General features: G+C 32.5%; 24 protein-coding genes. 23 read left to right on the forward strand and 1 reads right to left on the reverse strand.

What is annotated here, in order from left to right:
* The first annotated feature begins 83 nt into the window (after window positions 1–83).
* From OJ995_RS08405 to proC, 17 genes are all read left to right on the forward strand, one after another.
* On the forward strand, window positions 84–782 hold the full coding sequence (locus OJ995_RS08405; RefSeq protein WP_194096096.1) for a DUF1003 domain-containing protein: 699 nt from the start codon (window positions 84–86) through the stop codon (window positions 780–782).
* Between the two features lie 30 nt (window positions 783–812).
* Window positions 813–1,352 (forward strand): DUF1697 domain-containing protein, encoded by a 540-nt coding sequence (locus tag OJ995_RS08410; RefSeq protein WP_264369012.1) that lies wholly within the window; start codon window positions 813–815, stop codon window positions 1,350–1,352.
* 110 nt (window positions 1,353–1,462) lie between these two features.
* The gene (gene rocD, locus OJ995_RS08415; protein ID WP_264369013.1) at window positions 1,463–2,743 is read left to right on the forward strand and encodes an ornithine--oxo-acid transaminase; all 1,281 of its coding nucleotides are present in this window, start codon (window positions 1,463–1,465) and stop codon (window positions 2,741–2,743) included.
* A 98-nt stretch (window positions 2,744–2,841) separates the two neighbouring features.
* Window positions 2,842–3,615 carry an OmpA family protein gene (locus tag OJ995_RS08420; protein WP_264369014.1) on the forward strand — a complete coding sequence of 258 codons (774 nt, stop codon included), beginning with the start codon at window positions 2,842–2,844 and terminating at the stop codon, window positions 3,613–3,615.
* A 126-nt stretch (window positions 3,616–3,741) separates the two neighbouring features.
* The gene (locus OJ995_RS08425; protein ID WP_264369015.1) at window positions 3,742–4,632 is read left to right on the forward strand and encodes an OmpA family protein; all 891 of its coding nucleotides are present in this window, start codon (window positions 3,742–3,744) and stop codon (window positions 4,630–4,632) included.
* A gap of 42 nt (window positions 4,633–4,674) precedes the next feature.
* Window positions 4,675–5,496, forward strand: coding sequence for an OmpA family protein (locus OJ995_RS08430; RefSeq protein ID WP_264369016.1), 822 nt, complete (start codon window positions 4,675–4,677; stop codon window positions 5,494–5,496).
* Window positions 5,493–5,942: a hypothetical protein gene (locus OJ995_RS08435; protein ID WP_264369017.1), complete on the forward strand. Its 450-nt coding sequence runs from the start codon at window positions 5,493–5,495 to the stop codon at window positions 5,940–5,942. The genes OJ995_RS08430 and OJ995_RS08435 overlap by 4 nt, the downstream gene beginning before the upstream one ends.
* Before the next feature lie 75 nt (window positions 5,943–6,017).
* Window positions 6,018–7,196, forward strand: coding sequence for an AIR synthase related protein (locus OJ995_RS08440; RefSeq protein WP_264369018.1), 1,179 nt, complete (start codon window positions 6,018–6,020; stop codon window positions 7,194–7,196).
* A gap of 37 nt (window positions 7,197–7,233) precedes the next feature.
* Window positions 7,234–7,584: a four helix bundle protein gene (locus tag OJ995_RS08445; protein WP_264369019.1), complete on the forward strand. Its 351-nt coding sequence runs from the start codon at window positions 7,234–7,236 to the stop codon at window positions 7,582–7,584.
* Window positions 7,585–7,648: 64 nt separating this feature from the next.
* On the forward strand, window positions 7,649–9,181 hold the full coding sequence (gene guaA / locus OJ995_RS08450) for a glutamine-hydrolyzing GMP synthase (protein WP_264369020.1): 1,533 nt from the start codon (window positions 7,649–7,651) through the stop codon (window positions 9,179–9,181).
* 113 nt (window positions 9,182–9,294) lie between these two features.
* Window positions 9,295–11,178 (forward strand): LysM peptidoglycan-binding domain-containing protein, encoded by a 1,884-nt coding sequence (locus OJ995_RS08455; RefSeq protein ID WP_264369021.1) that lies wholly within the window; start codon window positions 9,295–9,297, stop codon window positions 11,176–11,178.
* Window positions 11,178–11,582 carry an OsmC family protein gene (locus tag OJ995_RS08460; protein WP_133607622.1) on the forward strand — a complete coding sequence of 135 codons (405 nt, stop codon included), beginning with the start codon at window positions 11,178–11,180 and terminating at the stop codon, window positions 11,580–11,582. Before OJ995_RS08455 ends, OJ995_RS08460 begins: the two co-directional genes overlap by 1 nt.
* A gap of 169 nt (window positions 11,583–11,751) precedes the next feature.
* A complete protein-coding gene (locus OJ995_RS08465) occupies window positions 11,752–12,390 on the forward strand; it encodes a hypothetical protein (RefSeq protein WP_264369022.1) in 639 nt (212 codons plus the stop codon).
* A 40-nt stretch (window positions 12,391–12,430) separates the two neighbouring features.
* Complete coding sequence (locus OJ995_RS08470; protein WP_133607617.1) at window positions 12,431–12,661, forward strand: DUF3820 family protein; 231 nt, start codon at window positions 12,431–12,433, stop codon at window positions 12,659–12,661.
* Window positions 12,662–12,800: 139 nt separating this feature from the next.
* Window positions 12,801–14,414 (forward strand): CTP synthase, encoded by a 1,614-nt coding sequence (pyrG, locus tag OJ995_RS08475; protein ID WP_133607615.1) that lies wholly within the window; start codon window positions 12,801–12,803, stop codon window positions 14,412–14,414.
* A 36-nt stretch (window positions 14,415–14,450) separates the two neighbouring features.
* The gene (gene yidC / locus OJ995_RS08480; protein ID WP_264369023.1) at window positions 14,451–16,343 is read left to right on the forward strand and encodes a membrane protein insertase YidC; all 1,893 of its coding nucleotides are present in this window, start codon (window positions 14,451–14,453) and stop codon (window positions 16,341–16,343) included.
* A 57-nt stretch (window positions 16,344–16,400) separates the two neighbouring features.
* A complete protein-coding gene (proC, locus tag OJ995_RS08485) occupies window positions 16,401–17,201 on the forward strand; it encodes a pyrroline-5-carboxylate reductase (protein ID WP_264369024.1) in 801 nt (266 codons plus the stop codon).
* 60 nt (window positions 17,202–17,261) lie between these two features.
* On the opposite strand, the gene OJ995_RS08490 is transcribed toward proC, so the two are convergent.
* On the reverse strand, window positions 17,262–18,206 hold the full coding sequence (locus OJ995_RS08490; protein ID WP_264369025.1) for a fasciclin domain-containing protein: 945 nt from the start codon (window positions 18,204–18,206) through the stop codon (window positions 17,262–17,264).
* Window positions 18,207–18,392: 186 nt separating this feature from the next.
* Between OJ995_RS08490 and OJ995_RS08495 the strand changes: the two genes are divergently transcribed.
* From OJ995_RS08495 to pafA, 6 genes are all read left to right on the forward strand, one after another.
* The gene (locus OJ995_RS08495; RefSeq protein WP_264369026.1) at window positions 18,393–19,157 is read left to right on the forward strand and encodes a toxin-antitoxin system YwqK family antitoxin; all 765 of its coding nucleotides are present in this window, start codon (window positions 18,393–18,395) and stop codon (window positions 19,155–19,157) included.
* Window positions 19,158–20,345: a tRNA 2-thiouridine(34) synthase MnmA gene (gene mnmA / locus OJ995_RS08500; RefSeq protein ID WP_264369027.1), complete on the forward strand. Its 1,188-nt coding sequence runs from the start codon at window positions 19,158–19,160 to the stop codon at window positions 20,343–20,345.
* Window positions 20,346–20,405: 60 nt separating this feature from the next.
* A complete protein-coding gene (locus tag OJ995_RS08505) occupies window positions 20,406–22,022 on the forward strand; it encodes a S8 family serine peptidase (RefSeq protein WP_264369028.1) in 1,617 nt (538 codons plus the stop codon).
* A gap of 3 nt (window positions 22,023–22,025) precedes the next feature.
* Window positions 22,026–22,970, forward strand: coding sequence for an NAD(P)H-dependent flavin oxidoreductase (locus OJ995_RS08510; protein ID WP_264369029.1), 945 nt, complete (start codon window positions 22,026–22,028; stop codon window positions 22,968–22,970).
* Between the two features lie 12 nt (window positions 22,971–22,982).
* Window positions 22,983–23,411 (forward strand): hypothetical protein, encoded by a 429-nt coding sequence (locus OJ995_RS08515; RefSeq protein ID WP_133607594.1) that lies wholly within the window; start codon window positions 22,983–22,985, stop codon window positions 23,409–23,411.
* 112 nt (window positions 23,412–23,523) lie between these two features.
* Window positions 23,524–25,134, forward strand: coding sequence for an alkaline phosphatase PafA (gene pafA, locus OJ995_RS08520; RefSeq protein ID WP_264369030.1), 1,611 nt, complete (start codon window positions 23,524–23,526; stop codon window positions 25,132–25,134).
* Window positions 25,135–25,136: the final 2 nt, after the last annotated feature.

Here is a 25,136-nt window from a genome sequence, read left to right on the forward strand (position 1 = left end):
TTTTTTTATTTCTACTATTTTTAAAATCAATTTAATAGAATGCAACGGTTTAAATTGTAAATTAGCAGAAATGTTTTTGAATTATGAGTAACAATACTACGTTTAAAAGTGCTATTTCAAATATCGAATTTCCTGAGCATGATAGAGTTTCTGGGAAAACAATTCGAACTTCCATTTTAAACCTAATTTTAGAAGATTTTCCTGATTTTGATGTGAATGATTCTATTGCTGTACAAGAATTGAATGTGTATCGTGAAAAATACATCTCTAAATTTTTACAAACCGAAATTAGTCAGTTATCAAAATTAGAAAAAGATGTAGTTCGATCTTTAGGCGATGATACTTCTTTTGTAGCCAAAGTGGAAGAGGAAGTTGATACTAGAAATTATGGTCAAATTGTAGCGGATAAAGTGGCGGCTTTTGGAGGAAGTTGGACCTTTATTATTGCTTTTTTTATTTTCATTTCCATTTGGATTGGTTCCAACGTGATTATTTTTACGAACAAAGAATTTGATCCGTATCCCTTCATTTTATTGAATTTGATTTTATCATGTGTGGCAGCATTGCAAGCGCCAGTCATTATGATGAGCCAAAACCGTCAGGAAGAAAAAGACCGTGAACGCGCCAAAAAAGATTACATGATAAATTTGAAATCAGAACTAGAAATTCGAATGTTAGATGATAAAATTGATCATTTGGTAATGCACCAACAACAGGAGTTAATCGAAATTCAAAAGGTGCAAATCGAAATGATGAACGATATTTTGAACCGAATTAAGTAGGAAATTCTATTTTTGTACCAAATTATTACCATGAAAACCCACTTAGCTTTACTTCGCGGAATTAATGTTTCCGGTCACAACATGATTAAAATGGAGGTTTTGAAAACCGTTTTAGAAAACGCGGGATTTCAAAATGTTCGTACTTATATTCAGTCAGGAAACGTTTTTGTAGATTCGGAAGAAGAACACGGCGCGAGTGTTGGGTTTAAAATCAAGCAAGAAATTTTCAAAGAATTAGGTTTGGAAGTTCCTGTGGTGGTTATTGCTAAAGAAGATTTGGAAGCATGTTTAACAAATAATTTGTTTCTAAAAGAAAAAGATTGTGATACTAAGAAATTGTACGTGGCTTTTCTTTCAAAAGAATTGCAAGGAAGCGCCATCAACGATTTAAAAATAAGTCAATTCAAACCCGATGAAGCGGCAATTGATAAAAGCAGAATCTACATCAAATACGCTGTAGGAGCCGGAAAAACCAGATTGGATCAAAAATATATAGAGAAAAAATTAAACGTTGTCGCTACGATTAGAAATTGGAATACGTTTACGACATTGTTAGAAATGTATGGATAAAAGTTGAAGAGTATTGAACTTTAAACTTAATATTTTACCTTTGTTAAATATTCGGTTGATTTCTCACCATTAAGAAGGAATTGCGATGTAACAATCAATAACAAAATTTTATGTCAGTTTTAGAAAAAATGAGTTCGGCTGAAGCTATTGCATTAGAAGACAAGTACGGTGCACACAATTATCATCCACTACCAGTAGTTTTAAGTAGAGGAGAAGGAGTTTATGTTTGGGATGTAGAAGGTAAGAAATATTACGATTTTCTTTCGGCTTATTCTGCGGTAAATCAAGGACATTGTCATCCAAAAATTGTTGGAGCAATGGTGCAACAAGCGCAAACCTTAACCTTAACATCAAGAGCATTTTACAATGATAAATTAGGGGTTTACGAGCAATTTGTAACGAACTATTTCGGATTTGATAAAGTATTACCAATGAACACAGGAGCTGAAGCAGTAGAAACCGCTTTAAAACTGTGTAGAAAATGGGCATACGAGAAAAAGGGAATCAACGAAAACGAAGCGCAAATTATCGTTTGTGATGGTAACTTCCACGGAAGAACAACTACGATTATTTCATTTTCAAACGATGAAAACGCACGTAAAAACTTCGGACCTTATACAGCTGGATTTATTAGCATTCCTTATGATGATATTGATGCATTAGAAAATGCCGTAAATTCTTCAAAAAATATTGCAGGATTCTTAGTAGAACCTATTCAAGGGGAAGCTGGAGTTTACACACCATCAGAAGATTTTCTTAAAAGAGCAAAAGCAATTTGTGAAGCCAATAACGTTTTATTCATTGCTGACGAGGTACAAACTGGAATCGCAAGAACGGGTTCGTTATTAGCCGTTTGTGGAAATTGTACTTGTGAAGCAAAATGTGAAAAACAAGCAACTTATACACAACCTGATATTTTAATTTTAGGAAAAGCATTATCAGGTGGTGCTTATCCAGTTTCAGCTGTTTTGGCTAATGATAGCATTATGAATGTTATTAAACCAGGACAACATGGTTCTACTTTTGGAGGAAATCCAGTTGCAGCTGCGGTTGCTATGGCGGCTTTAGAAGTAGTTTCAGAAGAAAGTTTGTCTCAAAATGCTAGAAAATTAGGGGAAATCTTCCGTGATGAATTAGGTAAATTCATCGAAACATCTAATATTGCTACTTTAGTAAGAGGAAAAGGATTGTTAAATGCTGTTGTAATTAATGATACCGAAGAAAGTGATACGGCATGGAATATTTGTGTTCGTTTAGCAGAAAACGGTTTATTAGCAAAACCTACACATGGAAACATCATTCGTTTTGCTCCGCCTTTAGTAATGAATGAAGAACAATTGAGAGATTGTGTTTCTATTATTATTAATACGCTAAAAGAATTTGAAAAATAATCAATTTCTGAGTTCATATAAATCCCGATGAAAATCGGGATTTTTTATTTTTACATACTTATTTGTTACTTTATACGTTTAAATCAAAAATACTATTTATGCTTCGATTTTTACTTTACTGCTTATTAACTACTTCGTTTTCATTTTCACAAGCAAAATTTACTGTGTATTTTGATACGGATTCCTATCAATTAAATTCTTCAGAATTAAATCGATTAGATGGTTTTTTAAAGAATAAAGAATTGAAATTCAATAAAGTAATTGGATATTGTGATTATCGTGCATCAAATGGTTACAACGATACTTTGGCATCCAATAGAGCTAAATTTGTGATTGGAATTATCGAAAAAGTGACTAATCAAAAACAAATTGAAATTGATAGTAAAGGCGAAAATTTCGAGCAAAATTCCGATTTGAAATTGAATCGAAAAGTAGAGATTTTCTATGAAGAATTACAAATAGAAAAAACACTTCCAAAAGACGATAAAAAGGATTTATCTCAACAAGTTTCAACTGCAAAAGTGGGCGATAAGTTAGTGTTGAAAAACTTACATTTTTATAATCGTTCTGGAATTTTTGTTCCTGAATCTAGACCTATTTTGCAAGAATTATTGCAGATCATGAAAAATAATCCTAATCTAAAAATTGAAATTCAAGGTCATATTTGTTGTCAAATAGGAACAGATATAGAGGAAACGGCTAAAGTAAGAGCATTAGCGGTTTATAATTTTCTAATAGAGAATGGTATTAATAAAAATAGATTGAGTTATAAAAGTTTTGGAAGTTCTCGACCTATTCACATCATTCCAGAAAATAATGAAGACGAACGAAATGAGAATAGAAGAGTAGAAATTCAAATCATTGCCAATTAAGTTTAAAAATATCCATGTTTTAATTTGTTGTAAATGAATTTATTAAGTAAAATAAAAAGTTCTTTTTCTGAATAAGTTTTTTTAATACTTTTATTTTTTTATATTCGTTACATTAAAATACCCTAAATGAAATACGTATTACTGCTGTTTGGACTACTACTTTCAGCACAAGAAAAGGCGAGTTTTTATTTTGATTTTGATCAAAATACGTTTAATCCAAAGCAAAACGAATTGTTTTTGACTTGGTTGAACAAAGACGAAAACCGCGAAATTCTGGTAATTAATGGGTATTGTGATTGGTACGGTACTTTTGACTATAACGATACTCTAGCTTATGAAAGAATTAATACGGTTCATGAGCAATTAAAAACAAAAGTAAATTCTTCCATTTTTTTTAGTGAAAATTTAAAAATTAAAGGTTTTGGCGAACGAGTTCAAACCAGAAAAGAAAGACGTTATAATAGAAGAGTTGATGTTTTTTATACTGTTGTCCCTAAAAAAGTAGTGCTGAAAGAAGTGGTTTATGATGATCCAGTTGTTTACACCGGACAAGTCATAAATAAAGACCCTGAAGTAATTGAAACTAAAGAAATAATTCAAGTTCCAGATACAGATGATTTAATTGATCCTGTTGGACTTTACAAAAATCCATACGCAACTGCCAAAGTGGGAGATAAGTTGGTCATGAACAATTTGTATTTCTATGATCGTTCTGGGATTTTCGTTCCAGAATCGTTGCCTGTAATGGAAGAATTATTAGAGTTCATGGTAACACATCCCAAAGTTAAAATTGAAATTCAAGGACACATTTGTTGTCAATTAGGTGAAGACCCAGAAGATATTGCTTTAGTTCGAGCTATAGCTGTTCATAACTATTTGGTAGCTAATGATATTGATGATTCAAGATTACAATATAAAAGTTTTGGAAGTACACAACCTATTCATAAAATTCCAGAGAAAAATGAAAAGGAACGAAATGAAAATCGTCGTGTAGAAATTCTTATCTTAGAGAATTAATTTTGGCATAATTTTCGTCCTATTCTTTTAAAAATCAATTTTATGAAATTTTCATATTGTTTCCTGTTTTTCTTTTTGTTACAATTTGCCTTTTCTCAAGAGCAGGTTACTTTTTATTTTGACAATAATAAATTCGAATTAAATAAAGTAGAATCAGCCAAACTTCAAAAATGGATTTTAGAAAATAAAACATCTAAAATTTTATCAATAACTGGTTCAACAGACGAAGTTGGAAGTACTGGTTTTAATGATACTTTGTCTCAAAAAAGAGTAAGTCATATTTTTACCCAAATTAAAGGAAAGATAAACATCAGACCCGATTTTAAAAGTATTTCACTTGGCGAAAAAGGAGCAACTTCAACCAATAAAGCAGAAAACCGAAAAGCCATTATTCATTATTTATTAGAAAAAGATTTAGATAAAGAAGATGAAGTTTTAGGAATTAAAAAAGTTGAGCCGGAAGTAATTATTCCAGAAGATGCTACCCTTGCAGAAAAAGTAAAGTTGGCAAAAGTGGGGACAAAAATCACGTTGAAAAACATCAATTTTTATCAAAATACTTTCGCAACAATGCCGGAATCGCAAGGAACTTTGTATGATTTGTTATTTGTTATGCAAAATAATCCTGAGTTAATAATCGAAATTCAAGGACATATTTGTTGTATTGATAAAGATTATCGAAATTTGTCTACTGATAGAGCAAAACAAATTAAACGTTTTCTCGTTTATAATGGTATTCAGGATTATCGTGTAAAAACTAAAGGATTTGGAGTTTCGCAACCCATTTATCCTATTCCGGAAGCAACACCTGAACAAGCAGCAGCGAATCGAAGAGTCGAAATTGAAATTTTAAGTAAAAAATGATGAAAAAGATAATTGGTTTATTTCTTATGCTACTGATGGTTTTTTCGGTAAGTTGTAGTGATGATTGTAATGAAGGTGATAAAGCAACTCCAGCCTCATTTTTTGTTGAGATTGTAGATGAAACTTCCGGTGAAAATGTTTTTGAAAATGAAACGTATACAATGCAACAAATTGTTGTTGAAGATTTAGAGGAAGCGGATATTCCATATGAGTTCATAGAAAGTTCGAATTTGATTCAAATATTTCCACCCATTGTAAATCCTACAGGGAATTCCTTATTCATTAAATTGAATAATGAAACTACATTACAAATGGATCAAATTGATGTGAATTATGATGTTTCTTCTATTGTTGGAGAGTGTTTCACAACATTTAAAATTGAAAATATTTTGTTTCCAAACAACGATTCGGAATTGGTTGAAGCTGTTCATGTTATAAAAATTTAACAAATTCTAAATTCATACTTCTAAATTCTAAATTTTAGAACTATCTTTGCGCCACAACAACAACACACTACATTCATGAGTTCTGATACGAGTAAACGCTACAATTTAAGAGGAGTTTCGGCTTCTAAAGAAGATGTGCACCAAGCTATCAAAAACATCGACAAAGGCTTATTTCCACAAGCATTTTGTAAAATCATCCCAGATTATTTAACAAACGACGACCAATATTGCATCATTATGCATGCTGATGGAGCAGGAACAAAATCTTCCTTAGCCTATATGTATTGGAAAGAAACAGGCGATATTTCAGTTTGGAAAGGAATTGCTCAAGATGCGTTAATCATGAATATCGATGATTTATTATGTGTTGGAGCGACGGATAATATTCTACTATCATCAACCATTGGAAGAAATAAAAATCTAATTCCAGGCGAAGTTATTTCAGCCATCATCAATGGAACAGAAGAATTAATTTCAGATTTAAAAAATCACGGAGTTACGATTCATTCTACCGGTGGAGAAACTGCTGATGTAGGCGATTTAGTTCGAACAATTATTGTTGATTCAACGGTTACGGCTCGTATGAAACGCGCTGATGTTATTGATAACGCCAATATTCAAGCTGGTGATGTAATTGTAGGATTGGCTTCTTTTGGACAAGCTACTTACGAAAAGGAATATAACGGCGGAATGGGAAGCAATGGTTTAACTTCGGCTCGTCATGATGTTTTTGCAAAATATTTGGCAGAAAAATATCCAGAAAGTTTTGATGCTTCAGTTCCAAACGACTTAGTGTATTCAGGTCAAACTAAATTGACAGATACTGTTGAAAATAGTCCAATTGACGCAGGGAAATTAGTGCTTTCTCCAACGAGAACATACGCTCCAGTGATCAAAAAGATTTTATCAAAATACAATTCAAATCAAATTCACGGTATGGTACATTGTAGTGGAGGAGCGCAAACAAAAGTGCTTCACTTTGTAGAGAACGTTCACGTGATTAAAGATAATTTATTTCCAGTGCCACCATTATTTAAACTGATTCAAGAAAATTCTAAAACGGATTGGAAAGAAATGTACCAAGTTTTCAATTGTGGTCACCGTATGGAAATTTACGTTCCTGCTGAAGTAGCACAAGACATTATAGAAATTTCGAAATCCTTCAACATCGACGCACAAATCGTAGGAAGAGTGGAGAAATCAGATAGTAAGAAATTAACAATTATATCCGAATACGGAAAATTTGAGTATTAGAAGTAAAAAGTAGAAAGTAAAAAGTAAAAAGGGGATCATGAAGGAAAATGATTTATTGAAAAGAACCTTTAATTTTGGAATTTCTTGCTTAAAATTTTTAAGAAAATTAGAGTCAAATCCGGAAAATAATCTAATCAGATTTCAATTAGGAAAATCATGTACTTCAATTGGAGCTAATTATGAAGAATCTCAAGCAGGTTCATCAAAAGCAGATTTTACAAATAAAGTAAAAATCGCTTTAAGAGAAGCAAGAGAAACTAATTACTGGTTGAGAATTTTAAAAGAATTAAATGATAATAATGACGAATCACTTGAATCATTAATTAAAGAAAGTCAGGAATTAAAAAATATTTTAGGAGCAATAGTAGTAAAATCAAATAATAAATAACTTAAGGTTGGGTTTTTAGGATTACTTTTTTCTTTTAACTTTTTCCTTTGTACTTAAATAACACATGCAACACAACGTATTAATTTTAGATTTCGGTTCGCAATACACGCAATTAATTGCCCGAAGAGTTAGAGAATTAAACATTTTCTGCGAGATTTTTCCATTCGATAAAATTCCAGCAGATTTATCATCATATAAAGCGGTAATCCTAGGCGGAAGTCCATGTTCAGTTCGTTCAGAAGAAGCACTTCACCCAGATTTATCTCAAATTAGAGGTAAAATGCCTTTATTAGCCGTTTGTTACGGAGCACAATATTTAGCTCATTTTTCAGGAGGAGAAGTTGCGGCTTCAAACACAAGAGAATACGGTAGAGCGAATCTTTCGTATATCAAAGAAAATGAAGTTTTTTTAGAAGGTGTTTCTGAAAATAGCCAAGTTTGGATGTCTCATTCGGATTCTATCAAACAATTGCCAACAAACGGAGTTAAGATTGCCAGCACAAAAGACGTAGAAAACGCAGCTTATAAAATTGAAGGAGAAACTACTTATGCAATCCAATTTCACCCAGAAGTATACCATTCAACAGATGGAAAACAAATGTTGGAAAACTTCTTAGTGAAAATTGCTCAAGTACCTCAAAATTTCACACCAAACGCTTTCGTTGAGGAAGTAGTTGCCGAAATGAAAGCAAAAATTGGAGACGATAAAGTAGTTTTAGGACTTTCTGGTGGTGTAGATTCAACAGTGGCGGCGGTTTTATTGAACAAAGCAATTGGAGAAAATTTATATTGTATTTTCGTAAACAATGGATTATTACGTAAAAATGAATTCCAAAATGTACTAAATCAGTACAAAGGAATGGGCTTAAATGTAAAAGGAGTTGATGCTTCGGCACGCTTTTTGGATGCGTTAGCTGGGTTAGATGATCCAGAAGCAAAACGTAAAGCCATTGGAAAAGCATTTATTGAAGTTTTTGATGATGAAGCACACCAATTAACCGATGTAAAATGGTTAGGTCAAGGTACGATTTATCCTGATGTTATTGAATCAGTTTCAGCAACGGGCGGACCTTCAGCAACGATTAAATCGCATCATAATGTAGGTGGATTACCTGATTTTATGAAATTACAAGTGGTTGAGCCTTTACGAATGTTATTTAAAGATGAGGTTCGTAGAGTAGGAAGAAGTTTAGGAATCGATGAAGAATTATTAGGTCGTCATCCTTTCCCTGGACCAGGATTAGCGATTCGTATTTTAGGTGATATTACGCCAGAAAAAGTAGCTATTTTGCAAGAAGTGGATTCGGTTTTCATCAACGGATTAAAAGAACACGGATTGTACGATAAAGTATGGCAAGCAGGAGCAATCTTGTTACCAGTAAATAGCGTTGGAGTAATGGGCGATGAGCGTACATACGAAAAAGTTGTTGCTTTACGTGCAGTAGAATCGACAGACGGAATGACTGCGGATTGGGTACATTTACCGTATGAGTTTTTAATGAAAATTTCTAATGAAATTATAAATAACGTTAGAGGTGTAAACCGAGTGGTGTATGACATCAGTTCGAAACCACCTGCAACGATAGAATGGGAATAAAATAAATTTTTCAAATTCGACATATAAATTTCAATAGCAATTATTTTTATTCTATTTTTACGATATAAATTGCTATTGAAATTTTTGTTTAGTATTGTTTTTAAATTAAGATTATGATAAAAAGAGTTGTTTTTCTTTTCAGTTTGATTTTTCTTTTCGCGTTACCTGTTCAATCTCAGATTAAGCATGTAGTAGCTAAAGGAGAAACCGTTTTTCAAATCGCAAAAAAGTACGAGGTTACGCCTTTTGATATTTACCGATTAAATCCAGATGCGAAAAATGGTGTTAAAGAAAACACGACACTACTTATACCTAATGGCTCAGTAAATAAAGCAATTAAGCATGTAGTAGGTGAAAAAGAAACGCTTTTTGGAATAGCAAAAAAATATAATGTTTCCGTTTCAGACATCGAAACTTGGAACAAAGTCGCTTTGCAAAATGGTTTGAAAATTGGTCAAGAAATATTTGTTTCCAAACCATCTGCATCAGATATTAATGCCAGTCAGGCAAGTGTTTTAAAACCAAAAGCAATAACAAATGCAACTACTCACTTAGTAGAGGCTAAAGAAACTAAGTATGGTATTGCTACAAGATACGGTTTAACAGTAACTGAATTAGAACAACTAAATCCACAAATTGTTGGTGGATTAAATGTAGGTCAAACCTTAATTTTGAAACCAGGAGTTCAGGTTAAAAAACCTTCGAATGTAACTTTGGTTGAATATGAAGTGCAACCTAAAGAAACGCTTTACAGTCTTTCTAAAAAGTTTGATATTGCGCAAGGTGATTTAATCACACTAAATCCAGATTTGCAAGATGGTTTAAAAATTGGAATGCTTTTAAAAGTGCCTTCAAACGGAACTGTTATCACAAAAGCAAAAGATTCTGTTTTAGTAGCTAAAAACAAAGTGAATTTATTAGCTACGGTTGATAAATCGAAACAAAGAAACATGGTTTTGTTGTTACCATTCAATATCAATAAAATTGAAACAGATTCGGTTAAAACCAAAACAGAGCAGTTAAAAACGAATAAATTCTTAAACCTTACTTTAGATTTTTACGCAGGAGCACTTATGGCAATTGATTCGGCTAAAGTACTAGGTTTGCCTGTAAATGTTAAGGTTTACGATGTAGAAAGTACTAAATATTCTTCTAACGTAGCTTCTATTATTTCAAAAAATAATTTTGAAAATGTAGATGCTGTAGTAGGACCTTTCCAAAATTCAGTAGTGGAGACAACGGCTCAATTACTTACAAAATACAATACTCCAGTAATTTCACCACTTTCAAAAGAGCGCGGATTACCGTTACCAAATTTATATTACACGGTTCCTTCTGAAGATCTTTTGCGTGCTTCTATGTTTGATTATTTTAAATCGAAAAACGGAAATGTGGTAGCGATTATTAGTGCTAAAAAAACAACTTCGAAAGATTTTATAACAGCGAATCATCCAGAAGTTAAGCATGCTTTATTTAATGATAAAGGAGCTTTAGATGTGGCGCTTTTAAAAACACAATTGGTTAAAGGACAAAAGAATTTTGTACTTATGGAAATTGAAAAAGCAAGTACGATTTTAAGTATTACCAATATTTTAAAAGGATTGCAAAAAGAATATGATATTCAATTGGCAGTTTTTGAATTGTATGATGCCTTAAATTTTGAGGAAATTCCAATGAAAAACTTAGCTGATTTGAAATTATTATTTCCATCAGCAACTAAAGTAGCTTCAACACCAGAAGAAAAGCAATTTGAAAAGCAATTCAAGAAAATCAATAATATTTATCCAAATGCTGCAGCCAAAAAAGGTTTCGATGTAACGTTTGATGCTTTATTGAGAATTTGCCAACCAGAAGGTTTTGTAAAATCAGCAGCGACAACCAAAACAGAATACATCGAAAACGCATTTGATTACAATTCTAGTAACGGATTAATTTCAAATAACGCAACGTATTTATTGTATTACGACAGCGATTTAACGATTAAACAAGCACAATAATGGCAACTTCAAAAGTGACTTACTTAGGTGATTTACGCACATCTTCTATACATTTACAATCAGGTTCGGAAATTATTTCGGATGCACCACTTGATAACAACGGAAAAGGAGAAGCCTTTTCTCCAACCGATACTGTTGCCAATGGATTAGCAAGTTGCATGTTCACCGTTATGGGAATCAAAGCACGTGATTTAGACGTAGATTTCTCAGGTTCCACCGCAGAAGTAACCAAAATCATGGGAACAGAACCAAGAAGAATTACAGAAATTCACGTAACTTTCCATTTCTCAATTCATCCCGATGAAAAAACAAAAACAATTCTAGAAAGAACCGCAATGACATGCCCGGTTTTTTACAGCTTGCATCCAGATATTAAAAAAGAGATTGTTTTTAATTGGAAGTAATTAAACAGAATTTTATCCACAATCTTGTCATTCCGAAGGAATCTTTTTTATGAAGTTATTTTCAATAATCTTATTATTTGCTTTTAATTCAATTCAGTCTCAAAATTTTGAAGGTGAACTGATCTATTCTGCAAAGATGGATGGTTATGTAATCTATAAATCGGATACATTGAAATTTAAAGATTTAAAAGATAAAATGATTAAAAAAGGGGAGTATTTTGATTCTCTCAATATTAAGATTAATGATTTGGGTTATGTCAAAAAAATTAACAATGGTAAAAATGAAACTGTAATTTTAAATTTCAATGAAAAAAAGAAATACATAATTACGGAAAAAGAACTTACTGTTGATGACTTGAATTTTAGAAATATTTACAATAGACAATTAGGTGCAGATTATAGTCATAATGAAATCATTGAGTTGAAGCAAAATGATACAATCATAAAATTCAACAATGCTGAAATTAAAGCCAATAGGATAACTGTTAAGAAAAAATACTCAAAAGAAATCTATTTAATTTCTCATGATTTTTTAAAACTTCCTGTAAAAAGAAATATTTTGATTAGTGAAGATAATCAGATTTATGATAAAGAAGTAGAAAATTTGATAGGTTCTAATTTAATTTTAAAATATACAATGACAACAACTTTGTCAGGCTATATGATTGTTGATATTGAACTATCAAAAATTGAACAAAAGGAAATTCCGATATCTAATTTCGAAATTCCCAAACATATTGAAGATAAAGAGTTGAAAAAAATTAACAAAGATTCTGAAAGATTCAAGTTTTATAAAATAATCAATTAGTCTTTCTTCTTTTTCTTTTTTTTCTATCCTCTCAAAAATAATGACCAACCAAGAACTTCTCGTAAAACTCGCTCATACAAAAATGCCTTTTGGTAAATACGAAGGCTATTACTTAATCGACCTTCCAGAGTATTATGTGGTTTGGTATGCCAATAAAGGTTTTCCTAAAGGACAATTAGGCGAACAATTAAAATTGGTCCACGAACTCAAGCTAAACGGCTTAGAAGAACTCGTTCGAAACATCCGCAGAAACTTTCCAAAACAAAAATAAATTGTTTACAATTTAATTACAAAATTGATACATCGACTAATTGGCACATTGACTAATTAGTGTTATCTTTGCACGATTTTATTACAGATAAAAGATATTTATCGCAACAACAACACAACAACAACACAACAACAATACAATGAACCAAACTAAGTACATTTTTGTTACCGGAGGTGTGACTTCTTCTTTAGGAAAAGGGATTATCGCAGCTTCGTTAGCCAAATTATTGCAAGCCAGAGGATACAGAACGACCATTCAAAAGTTTGATCCGTACATCAATGTGGATCCAGGAACATTAAATCCTTACGAACACGGAGAATGTTATGTAACAGACGATGGAGCAGAAACGGATTTGGATTTAGGTCACTACGAGCGTTTTTTAAACGTTCCTACTTCTCAAGCGAACAACGTAACTACAGGAAGAGTCTATCTTTCAGTTATTGAAAAAGAGCGTAGAGGAGAATTTTTAGGAAAAACGGTTCAAGTGGTGCCTCATATCACAAACGAAATCAAGGAACGCATGCAGTTACTTGGAAAATCGGGTGATTTTGATATTGTAATTACTGAGATTGGTGGAACTGTTGGAGATATTGAATCATTACCTTATATCGAGTCAGTACGTCAATTGATTTGGGAATTAGGTGAAAATAACGGAATCGTAATTCATTTAACGTTAGTGCCTTATTTGGCTGCTGCCGGAGAATTAAAAACGAAACCAACACAACATTCGGTGAAAACTTTAATGGAAAGCGGAATCAAAGCTGATATTTTAGTGTGCAGAACTGAACATGAAATTTCGCAAGATTTACGTCAAAAATTAGCGTTGTTTTGTAATGTGAAAAAAGAAGCGGTAATTCAATCGATTGATGCATCCACTATTTATGAAGTTCCAAATTTAATGTTGGAAGAAGGATTGGATAGAGTAGCGTTGAAAAAATTAGATTTGCCAGAAAAAAACACACCAGATTTAAACAACTGGAACGAGTTCTTATTTAGATTGAAAAATCCTAAGCACGAAGTAAACATTGGTTTGGTTGGAAAATATGTGGAATTGCAAGATTCTTACAAATCGATTTTAGAAGCGTTTATTCATGCTGGAGCGGCAAACGAGACAAAAGTAAATGTTATTTCTATTCATTCTGAATATTTAGATGCCAATTCGGCAGAAAGTCAGTTGAAAGATTTAGATGGTATACTTGTTGCACCAGGTTTTGGCGGTCGTGGAATTGAAGGTAAAATCGACACGGTTCGTTATGCAAGAGAAAATAATATTCCGTTTTTCGGAATTTGTTTGGGAATGCAAATGGCTGTAATTGAATATTCTCGTAACGTTTTAGGTTACGCTGATGCCAATTCAACCGAAATGAATGAAAATACAACTCATCCAGTTATTAATTTAATGGAAGAGCAAAAAAATATTGAAAACAAAGGAGGAACTATGCGTTTAGGTGCATGGAAATGTAGCATAAAAGAAAATACGTTGGCACAAAAAATCTATGGTAAAACTGAGATTATGGAGCGCCACCGTCACCGTTACGAATTCAATGGTGCGTATTTAAACGAATTAGAGAAAGCAGGATTAGTAGCTTCGGGAGTAAATCCAGATACGAAATTGGTAGAAATTGTTGAAATTCCTACGCATCCTTTCTTTATCGGCGTTCAATACCATCCTGAATATAAAAGTACAGTCGCAAATCCACACCCACTTTTTGTGAGTTTTGTAGCTGCAGCTGTACAACATAAAACTAAATAAACTGTTCAATTAAGAACACTGAACACTAATAAGTAGATGGAAGAAAAAAAATTAGACCTTAATTCGATTATCGGATTTGTATTGATTTCTGGAATTTTGATTTGGATGTTATATTCAAATGCTCCAACACCAGAAGAACAAAAGGAAAAAGAGAAAAAAGAGCAATTAGACAAACAAGCTAAAGAAGTTAAAACGGTAACTTCAACGGTTGCTGCAGCGCCAGTAGCAGATTCTACTAAAAATGCTGCAGCGCAAGCACAATTAGGTTCGTTTGGATATTCTGCAACACTTCCATCAGCTACAGATGCTGTTACTGAAATCAAAAATGAAGTTTTATCACTTAAAATTTCTAATAAAGGAGGTTATATTACAGAAGCAACTGTTTTAGGATTTGATCAATTTGAGAAAAATTCGAAAAAAGCGGTTCAAATCATTAAAGATAAAAACGCTTCTTTAGACATTGCTTTAAATACAACTGATAACAGAACGTTGCATACAAAAGACATGTATTTTGAGCCTAAGTTAACTACTGAAGGTAAAAATCAAGTTTTAACGTTGCAATTAAAAGCAGGTCCAGATCAATTTTTAGAATATCGTTATGTATTAAAACCTAATGAATACATGTTAGATTTTGCTATCCGTTCTCAAGGGTTAGAAAAAGTAGTGAATACTTCAAAACCATTAGATTTAGAATGGCAATTAAAATCATACAGAAACGAGAACAGTGTTTCTTACGAAAACCGTTATACTGAGCTAGTATTTGAATATGAAGACGGAAAAGATGATTATTTAAATGCAGCAAAAGATTCTGAAGATGAAGCAAATGATGTTTCTTACATTGCTTTCAAACAGCATTTATTTACTTCAATTTTATTAACGGATACTAAATTCAAAACAGCTAAGTTCAAATCTGATAATTTAGTTGATGATGAAGAAATTGATACTGTTTTTACAAAAAATTTCACAGCTCAAGTTCCTTTAGAATTTAAAAATGGCGCTTTAAACTATAATATGAATTGGTATTATGGTCCAGCGAAATATGAAATTTTAAATGATTATGATAGAAATCTTGACGAAATCATGCCATTAGGTTGGGGAATTTTCGGATGGATTAACCGTTATATTTTTATTCCAGTTTTCGGATTTATTTCAGCATTAGGAGTAGGATACGGAATTGCGATTGTATTGTTTACGATTTTAGTTCGTATTGTAATGTCGCCAGTAACATACAAGTCTTATTTGTCACAAGCAAAAATGAAGGTTTTACGTCCTGAAATTACAGAATTGAATGAAAAATTCAAGGACAATCCAATGAAGAAACAACAAGAAACTATGAAGTTGTATTCTAAAGCCGGTGTAAATCCTATGGCAGGATGTTTACCAGCCTTGATGCAAATGCCTATTTTCTATGCGTTGTTTCAGTTCTTCCCATCGATGTTCGATTTAAGACAAAAATCGTTCTTATGGGCTGATGATTTATCTTCATTTGATGCGATTTACTATTTTCCAAATGGTTTTAGTATTCCTTTTTATGGAAATCACGTGAGTTTATTCCCAATTTTAGCTTCTATTGCTATTTTCTTCTATATGAAAATGACAACTGGAGACCAAGCAATGAGCACGCCACCACAAGAAGGTATGCCAGATATGGGTAAAATCATGAAAATTATGATTTACATTTCTCCTGTTATGATGTTATTCTTCTTTAACAATTATGCATCTGGATTGAGTTTGTATTACTTCATCTCTAACTTAATTACTATCGGAATTATGTTGGTTATTAAGAATTACATCGTGAAAGAAGATAAAATTCACGCTCAAATTCAAGAGAATAAAACAAAAGAGAAAAAGGAAAGTAAATTCCAAAGAAAAATGCGCGAAATGATGGAGCAAGCAGAAGCTCAAAAAGCCGCACAAAAGAAAAAATAAGTTTATCTTAATACAAACCCTGTCTGCAAACGACAGGGTTTCTTTTTTATAATAGTAATGAAAATAGCGATTATCGGATTTGGTAATATGGGGCAAACCTATGCCAACAGTTTTATGAGCTCTGGATTTGTAGGAGCTTCAGATATTTTAATTTTAAACAAAGTAGTAGTTGAAGAAAAGTATTCCTTCGGAATCGATTCTGCAAATTTTTACACTCAACCTAATCCCAATATTTTCGAATCCGATATTTTGATTTTAGCTGTGAAACCACAAGATTTCAAACAATTGGCTTCTGAAATAAAAGCTTTCTTAAATACAGAACATGTTATTTTATCAGTAATGGCTGGGATTTCAATTGAAGCTATGCAAAAGGAATTGGGTGTTTCTAAAATTGTACGATCAATGCCAAACATACCAACACAAATAGGTGAGGGAATGACCGTTTTTTGTGCTTCAAACGCAGTAGATAGAAAAGAACTTTTTATCGTTCAGAATTTAATCAACACTACAGGAAAATCCATTTATATTGAAAAAGAAGAAATGCTAAATGCGGCTACAGCGGTTTCAGGTAGTGGACCAGCTTATGTGTTTTATTTTATGCAGGCTATGATTGAATCGGCAATTAGATTAGGTTTTTCACCATCTGAAGCAGAGTTCTTGGTGAGTCAAACATTTTCTGGTTCTGTTCAATTACAAAATAGAAGTAAATTATCAAACGATGCTTGGATTCAACGAGTTGCTTCAAAAGGAGGAACAACCGAAGCGGCTTTGTTAGTATATAATAAAAATAAGCTTCAAGAAATTGTGATAGAAGGAATAGAAGCTGCAAATTCAAGAGCAATAGAATTAGGTTCATAAAAAAACGCTTTCCATTGGAAAGCGTTTTTTATTCATAGCAATTTTATTTATAGAAACGAATTAGTCTAAGTTTGGTAGAATTACGTTGTCAATCACATGTATTACGCCATTAGTTGCTTGTACATCTACTGCTACAATATTAGTTTGTCTTGAAGCTTCATCAGTAATTGTAGTTCCAGAAATTGTAAATGTTCCAGACTCAAATGTAGTAATAGGTCCAGTAGGAATACCACTTGACAATACATTAGCACCAGCCACAACATGATAGCTTAATACTGCTGTTAATTGAGAGCTTGTCAAACTAGCAATTGTACCTGGATTTTGTGATTCGAAAGTAGTGAAAGCTGCATTTGATGGCGCAAAAACTGTAAAAGGCGAGCTAGAAGTTCCAGATAAAATTCCAACGAAATCTGGTTGACCTTCAGCAGTTAAAGCTCCCACTAAGGTAGAAAAGTTTGGATTAGCGGTAGCATGAGTTACGATTGTAGGTAAACCTATAACAGCATCTACAACGTGAACTACACCATTTGAAGCCATTACGTCCGCAGCAATTACGTTTGCAACTCCATTTAAGCGTACTCCAGAAGCAGTGTTAACAAACATACTTAATGTGTTTGTAGAAGAAGCACTACCTTTGGCAAGAGTTTTAATATATCCCGTTGATAAGTCGGTAGATAAGTTTTCTCCTATTACCATATGATTTAAAAGTACTTGTCTTAAAACATTCACAGGAACATCTTCTAGTGTTTCAAAGTTGTTGTCGTTTAAAAATTGTACAAAAGCTTCATTTGTTGGGGCAAAAACGGTAAATGAACCATTTCTATCTAAAGATAAGTCTGCTCTTTCTAGAGCATCAACTAAAATTGATAGATTTGCATTTTTTGATGCGACTGCAGCAATAGTGTTGTTGTTTGAACTGTTTCCATCATCTTCAGAACATGAAAACATAATAGTAGAAGTTGCTACTATTAAAGTTAATTTGATTAATTTTGCAAAGTTTTTCATAGTACATTTATTTTTTGTTTAACCAAAATTATAAAAGATTAAACAAATAAAAAACTATTGGATAGCGTTATGTAGTAAATTTAACTAACATTTATTTTTTGTTTAATCAATTTTGGTCTAATATTTGATTTTTTTCAATGTTTATAATGCGATTACAACTTAATAAATCAAACAATATTTAAAAAAATGAAAAAAATAATTTTTCTGTTTTTACTTTTTAGTGCTTTTATTAGCAATGCTCAGGATAAAATCAATCAATTAGACGATAAAGGGAATCGTCATGGATTATGGAGAGGAACACATAAAGAATCGAATCGAATTCGTTATGAAGGTACTTTTGAACATGGAAAAGAAAAAGGTATATTCAAATATTTTGATGATACAAAAGCAGGAACAGTTATTGCAACAAGAGATTTTTCAAAAGGAGATGGTTCTTGTTATGCTGTTTTTTATGATCAAAAAGGAAATAAAGTAAGTGAAGGAAAATTAGTTAATAAACTTCCAGAGGGCGAATGGAAATATTATCATTTTGAATCCAAACAACTAATGTCTCACGAATTCTATAAAGATGGAAAGTTAGAAGGAGTTAGAAAAGTTTTTTATAAAGATGGAACTGTAGCTGAAGAAACCAACTATAAAGCAGGAATAAAGGTAGGAAATTCTAAAACCTATTCAGAAAAAGGAAAGTTAATAGATTCTCATATATATAAAAATGGGCAATATGATGGGGTAGCATCTTATTATGATGGGTTAGGAAATAAAATGTATGAAGGTAATTATGTTAACGGAAAACGTGTTGGTAAATGGAAGTTTTTCGAGAAAAATAAAGTTATTAAAGAAGTTAAAGCAGCTAAATTTGGTCAAGAATTAATTAAATACGAGCAAAGAAATGCTAAAGAAGCATCTAAAACGCTTGAACAATTAAAAGAAGAAAAAGGAGGACAGGAATAAATGAAAAGAGTAGTAGTAGGACTTTCTGGAGGAGTAGACTCAAGTGTTGCCGCTTATTTGTTAAAAGAACAGGGATACGAAGTTATTGGGCTATTCATGAAGAATTGGCACGATGATTCGGTTACTATTTCAAATGAATGTCCATGGTTAGAAGATAGTAATGATGCTTTACTAGTTGCTGAAAAATTAGGAATTCCTTTTCAAACGGTTGATTTATCCGAACAGTACAAAGAGAAAATCGTTGATTATATGTTTAACGAATACGAAAAAGGAAGAACTCCAAATCCTGACGTATTGTGTAACCGTGAAATCAAGTTCGACGTTTTTATGAAAATTGCTCTGTCTCTAGGAGCAGACTACGTAGCAACAGGCCATTATTGCCGTAAAGGAACTATTGAAAAAGACGGAAAAGAAGTTTTTCAATTATTAGCGGGTAAAGATGGAAATAAAGACCAATCTTATTTTCTTTGTCAGTTATCACAAGAACAACTTTCAAAAGCGTTATTTCCTATTGGTGAATTGACCAAACCTGAAGTTCGTGAAATAGCATCGAAATTGGATTTAATTACAGCCGAAAAGAAAGATTCTCAAGGACTTTGTTTTATAGGAAAAGTGCGCTTGCCTGAATTTTTACAACAAAAATTACAACCAAAAGAAGGAATAATTATTGATATTCCGGCAGAAGCAGCAATATACCATCAAGAAAAACCACAATTCAATTCAGAAGAAGAAGCTTTTGCTTTTGAAGCTAAACGAATTGATTATTTGAAAGTACCAGGTAAGGTAATGGGTAAGCATCAAGGAGCTCATTATTTTACAAAAGGGCAACGCAAAGGTTTAAATGTTGGAGGAACAAAAGAGCCTTTATTTATTATTGAAACCGATGTAGAAAAGAATATTGTATACACAGGGCAAGGAAACCAACATCCAGGTTTGTTTAAAAAAGCATTATTTATTGCAAACGATGAAGTACACTGGATAAGAGAAGATTTAGCTTTAAAAGAGGGTCAGGAAATGGAGGTTATGGCAAGAATTCGTTATCGCCAGCCTCTTCAAAAAGCGACTTTATATCAATTTAAAGATGGTATGTATGTGGTGTTTGAAAATCCACAATCTGCTATTACTGAAGGACAATTTGTTGCTTGGCATCTTAATGATGAAATTTTAGGAAGTGGTGTTATTGCTTAAAAAACAATTGTAGTTTCTTCAATAAAAATCATTAAATTTGATTTTGTAAACCCAAAGCATATGAAGAAACTACTACTTTTTACATTATTGATTTTCAATTTAAGTTTTTCTCAAGAAGACGCTTGGGTGTATTTTAATGATAAACCTGATGCCGCTTATTATTTAGCGAATCCTTTACAAATGTTATCTCAAAGAGCATTAGACAGAAGAACTGCTCAAGGTATTGCATTAGATAATACGGATGTTCCCATTGCTCAAACGTATATAGACCAAGTTACTGCTTCAACTGGAATTACAGTTATGGCTAAATCGAAATGGCTAAATGCACTTCATGTTAGAGGAACACAAGCTAATATTCAATTATTATCTGGTTTATTGTTTGTTAGTCATATTCAGTTTGCTAATGCTAGTTTGAATTCAAGGTCTTCAAATGAAATTCAAAAAGTTACTGAGATGAAATCGGTTAACAAACAATTAGAAGTTTTAGTTAATTTCAATTATGGTGGTTCTTCCAATCAAATTCAAATGTTAAACGGACATTTGTTGCACCAACAGAATTATACAGGTCAAGGTAAAATGGTTGCTATTATGGATGCTGGTTTTCCTGGGGTAAATACCGCAAGTCCTTTTCAAAGATTACGAGATAATAACTTAATTTTAGGAGGTTATAATTTTCCTGATAGAAATACTTCAATTTATACAAGAAATTCTCATGGAACTTCGGTTTTGTCTTGTATGGCGGGTTTTGTTGACAATCAATTAGTAGGTACTGCGCCTGATGCTCAATATTATCTATTCATTACTGAAGATGTAAATTCAGAAAATCCTGTTGAAGAATCTTATTGGGTAGAAGCTGCTGAAATGGCAGATAGTTTAGGAGTTGATGTAATTAATACTTCATTAGGTTATTTTGAATACGATAATCCAAATTATACCTATTCGTATTCAGATATGAACGGTATTAAAACATTTGCTGCAAGAGGTGCTGACAAAGCTTTTTCAAAAGGAATGATTTGCGTTACAAGCGCTGGGAATTCAGGAAATTCAGCAAATCCAAATATAGCAACACCAGCTGATGCAATTACAACATTAACGGTTGGTGCTGTAGATGCAACTGAAAATTATGTTTCTTTTAGTTCTATTGGACCATCATTTGATGGAAGAGTTAAACCCGATGTTTGCGCAAAAGGTGCTGGTTCAACCGTTAGTAATTCTTCAGGAAGTATAACAACTGCTAATGGAACTTCTTTTTCTAGTCCTATTTTAGCCGGAATGGTAACTACTTTTTGGTCAGCTGTTCCAAATATGACAAATGCTCAAATCGTTCAATTTGTAAAACAATCGGCTGATTTGTATAATAATCCAACCATTTATAAAGGATATGGAGTTCCCGATTTTCAATTGGCTTTAACCAATGCTTTATCCGCAAACAATTATGAAAATGATATTGTCTTATTGTTTCCAAATCCAGTTCAAGATAAATTAACTATTGTTTTTTCAGATGCAAATTTTTCTGGAAATCTTGTTTTATTTAATAATATTGGACAACAAGTGGGATCTTATGAAATTTCTGAAACAAATGCATCAGTTAATTTAGAAAATTTGGCATCAGGTTTGTATTTTTACCAATTGAAATTAGCAAATAAATCAACTCAAGGAAAATTATTGAAATTATAATTAATGAATAAAATTACCCAACTCTTCAATATAAAATACCCAATTATCCAAGGAGGAATGATTTGGAACAGTGGTTATAAACTGGCAAGTGCCGTAAGTAACGCTGGTGGTTTAGGATTAATTGGTGCTGGTTCTATGTATCCAGAAGTGTTAAGAGAACATATTCAAAAATGTAAAAAGGCAACCGATAAACCTTTTGGAGTAAATGTTCCAATGTTATATCCAAACATTGAAGAAATCATGCAAATTCTGAAAGAAGAAGGCGTTAAAATCGTTTTTACTTCAGCAGGAAATCCAAAAACTTGGACTCCGTTTTTAAAAGAAAATGGCATAACTGTTGTACATGTAGTAAGTAGTTCTAAGTTCGCTTTAAAAGCACAAGAAGCTGGAGTAGATGCTGTAGTTGCTGAAGGTTTTGAAGCAGGTGGACACAACGGAAGAGAAGAAACAACAACGTTAACCTTAATTCCAATGGTACGCGAACAAATTTCAATTCCACTTATTGCTGCAGGAGGAATTGCAACAGGAAGGGGAATGCTAGCCGCTATGACTTTAGGTGCCGATGGCGTTCAAATGGGAAGTCGTTTTGCTGCTTCAACTGAAAGTTCTGCACATGATGAGTTCAAAAGAACAATTGTGGAAACAGGAGAAGGAGATACGCAATTAACATTAAAAGAATTGGCTCCGGTTCGACTTATCAAAAATAAATTCTATAATGATGTTCAGGAATTGTACGCTAAATGTCCATCAAAACAAGATTTAGAAGCATTATTAGGAAAAAGAAGAGCAAAAAGAGGTATGTTTGAAGGCGATTTAGTCGAAGGAGAATTGGAAATTGGTCAGATTGCCGGATTAATTCACGATATTTTGCCTGTTGAAACTATTGTTGATAATATCATAACGGAATTTAACGCTGCTAGAAAAGAGGTAACTACCTTTGAATTTTAATATAACAACGAAATGAAGAGTTTAAAATACATACTATTGTTTTTGTTTTTTGCATCGGTTACTACTTATGCTCAAAAATTTAATTTCAAAACTTCTGGATATATGGTAAGCCAGAAAGACAAAAAAGGAAATTGGAGCGATTGGTCGAAATTGCAAAAATCAGAAATGACTGTCCTTTTGGACATGGAAAGTCACCGAATTGTAGTTTATTCAGAAGTACTTCAGCTGTTTTCTATTATGAAATATGGAAATCAAGAAACGATTGGAGACGACGATGTAGTTAAATTCAATTGTGTGGATAACAATGGAGTAGAATGTGTTTTAACTATTTACACCAGAAAGAAACAAGGAGGCAGAAATCAATTGTATATTACATACGAAGACATGATTATTGCTTACAATATGACGGTTCTTGAAGATAAACCTGCAAAGAAGAAATAAGTTTAAATTATAATTAAAATGACTTTTTATTGAATGCAATAGAAAGTCATTTTTTTATTTATTAACATTCCATTTACATCAAAAACGTACTTTTGTATAAAATAGTTTTAAAATGAAAAAAGCCTTAGCCTTGTTAGTTGTTCTAGTTTCTTTTACAGGAACTGCGCAAGATAAACCAAAATTAGTAGTAGGAATCGTAGTAGATCAAATGAAAATGGAGTACTTATACCGTTTTTCAAGCGACTTTTCAGAAAATGGTTTCAAACGATTAATGAAAGAAGGATATACTTTTCATAACACACATTACAATTATATGCCAACCTATACGGCACCTGGACACGCTTCTATTTATACTGGAACAACACCGGCGGTTCACGGAATTGTAGGTAACGAATGGTTCAATAAAGCTACAGGAAAAGAAGTATATTGTACCGATGACGAAACGGTTTCAACTATTGGTGATGATTCTAAAAAAGAAGGAAAAATGTCGCCAAGAAACTTGCAAAGTTCTACCATTACTGATGAATTGAAACTTTCAACTAATTTCAAAGGAAAAGTAATTGGGATGAGTATTAAAGATAGAGGTGCAATTCTTCCAGCTGGACATTTTGCGGATTGGGCTTTTTGGTATAGTAAAACCGGAGCTTTTATTTCAAGTACGTATTACGGAGAAAAACTTCCAGATTGGGCAACGCTATTTAATGCTGAGAAAAATTATTTAAAATACGTAACCAAAGGTTGGGATTTACTAAAACCAAAAGAAACGTACAACGAAAGCTTAACCGATAACAATCCATACGAAGGTAAATTGTATAAAAAAGCGCCGTTTATGCCATACAATTTACAAGATATGTATGATGCAAATGATGCTGGAATTCTACGTTCAACGCCTTATGGAAATAATTTATTAGCTGATTTTGCTAAAAAAGCCATCGAAAGCGAAAATTTAGGAAAAGATAATATTACCGATTTCTTAGCCGTAAGTTTCTCTTCAACTGATTACATCGGACACGTTTTAGGTCCTCGTTCTATCGAATTACAAGACACTTATTTGCGTTTGGACGAAACTATTGCTGATTTCTTAGCTTACTTAGACAAAACCGTTGGAAAAGGAAATTACTTGGTTTTCTTAACAGCAGATCACGCTGGAGCGGAAAACGTAACCTATTTGAAAGATAATAAATACAAAGTAGATAACATCAATTACAAAAACATTCAAAAAGAGTTGAAGGAATTTTCAGAAGCTACCTTTGGAGAAAACTTAGTATTGGATTATTCTAATTATAACCTATTTTTTGATAAAGCAAAAGTAAAAGCAAAAGGCTTGAATTTACAAGAAGTAAAACAAACCTTCAAAGATTATTTGCACAAACAAGATTACATCAAGCGTGTTTACACTGAAGAAGAAATCACCAACGGAAATCCAAGTGATTACTATTTAGACTTCATCACTAAAGGATATGACCCAACACAAAACGGGGAACTTATCATGATTTTTAAACCAGGTTATGTAGAATATTCTTCAACAGGAACAACGCATGGTTCGCCTTATTCTTATGATACGCATGTACCCTTAATTTTCTTTGGTTGGAACATCAAAAAAGGACAAACCCACGATAGAAAAGAAATCACACAAATTGCTCCAACAGTTACCCAAATGCTGAAAATTACCATGCCAAATAGTTCTGATGGTAAGGTTTTATTGGAGGTTTTGGATAAGTAATT

The sequence above is a fragment of the Flavobacterium lacisediminis genome (genome assembly GCF_025909975.1).
In the GTDB taxonomy this organism is placed as follows: Bacteria; Bacteroidota; Bacteroidia; order Flavobacteriales; family Flavobacteriaceae; genus Flavobacterium; species Flavobacterium lacisediminis.

Excerpts from the sequence above, each read along its gene's own strand:
- OJ995_RS08515 (WP_133607594.1), top strand. The coding sequence starts at position 22,983 with ATGAAGAGTTTAAAATACATACTATTGTTTTTGTTTTTTGCATCGGTT.
- OJ995_RS08405 (WP_194096096.1), top strand. The coding sequence starts at position 84 with ATGAGTAACAATACTACGTTTAAAAGTGCTATTTCAAATATCGAATTT.
- pyrG (WP_133607615.1), top strand. The coding sequence starts at position 12,801 with ATGAACCAAACTAAGTACATTTTTGTTACCGGAGGTGTGACTTCTTCT.
- OJ995_RS08455 (WP_264369021.1), top strand. The coding sequence starts at position 9,295 with ATGATAAAAAGAGTTGTTTTTCTTTTCAGTTTGATTTTTCTTTTCGCG.
- pafA (WP_264369030.1), top strand. The coding sequence starts at position 23,524 with ATGAAAAAAGCCTTAGCCTTGTTAGTTGTTCTAGTTTCTTTTACAGGA.
- OJ995_RS08440 (WP_264369018.1), top strand. The coding sequence starts at position 6,018 with ATGAGTTCTGATACGAGTAAACGCTACAATTTAAGAGGAGTTTCGGCT.
- OJ995_RS08410 (WP_264369012.1), top strand. The coding sequence starts at position 813 with ATGAAAACCCACTTAGCTTTACTTCGCGGAATTAATGTTTCCGGTCAC.
- OJ995_RS08490 (WP_264369025.1), bottom strand. The coding sequence starts at position 18,206 with ATGAAAAACTTTGCAAAATTAATCAAATTAACTTTAATAGTAGCAACT.
- guaA (WP_264369020.1), top strand. The coding sequence starts at position 7,649 with ATGCAACACAACGTATTAATTTTAGATTTCGGTTCGCAATACACGCAA.
- rocD (WP_264369013.1), top strand. The coding sequence starts at position 1,463 with ATGTCAGTTTTAGAAAAAATGAGTTCGGCTGAAGCTATTGCATTAGAA.
- OJ995_RS08505 (WP_264369028.1), top strand. The coding sequence starts at position 20,406 with ATGAAGAAACTACTACTTTTTACATTATTGATTTTCAATTTAAGTTTT.
- yidC (WP_264369023.1), top strand. The coding sequence starts at position 14,451 with ATGGAAGAAAAAAAATTAGACCTTAATTCGATTATCGGATTTGTATTG.
- OJ995_RS08470 (WP_133607617.1), top strand. The coding sequence starts at position 12,431 with ATGACCAACCAAGAACTTCTCGTAAAACTCGCTCATACAAAAATGCCT.
- OJ995_RS08495 (WP_264369026.1), top strand. The coding sequence starts at position 18,393 with ATGAAAAAAATAATTTTTCTGTTTTTACTTTTTAGTGCTTTTATTAGC.
- OJ995_RS08510 (WP_264369029.1), top strand. The coding sequence starts at position 22,026 with ATGAATAAAATTACCCAACTCTTCAATATAAAATACCCAATTATCCAA.
- OJ995_RS08420 (WP_264369014.1), top strand. The coding sequence starts at position 2,842 with ATGCTTCGATTTTTACTTTACTGCTTATTAACTACTTCGTTTTCATTT.
- OJ995_RS08425 (WP_264369015.1), top strand. The coding sequence starts at position 3,742 with ATGAAATACGTATTACTGCTGTTTGGACTACTACTTTCAGCACAAGAA.
- mnmA (WP_264369027.1), top strand. The coding sequence starts at position 19,158 with ATGAAAAGAGTAGTAGTAGGACTTTCTGGAGGAGTAGACTCAAGTGTT.
- OJ995_RS08445 (WP_264369019.1), top strand. The coding sequence starts at position 7,234 with ATGAAGGAAAATGATTTATTGAAAAGAACCTTTAATTTTGGAATTTCT.
- OJ995_RS08460 (WP_133607622.1), top strand. The coding sequence starts at position 11,178 with ATGGCAACTTCAAAAGTGACTTACTTAGGTGATTTACGCACATCTTCT.
- OJ995_RS08430 (WP_264369016.1), top strand. The coding sequence starts at position 4,675 with ATGAAATTTTCATATTGTTTCCTGTTTTTCTTTTTGTTACAATTTGCC.
- proC (WP_264369024.1), top strand. The coding sequence starts at position 16,401 with ATGAAAATAGCGATTATCGGATTTGGTAATATGGGGCAAACCTATGCC.
- OJ995_RS08435 (WP_264369017.1), top strand. The coding sequence starts at position 5,493 with ATGATGAAAAAGATAATTGGTTTATTTCTTATGCTACTGATGGTTTTT.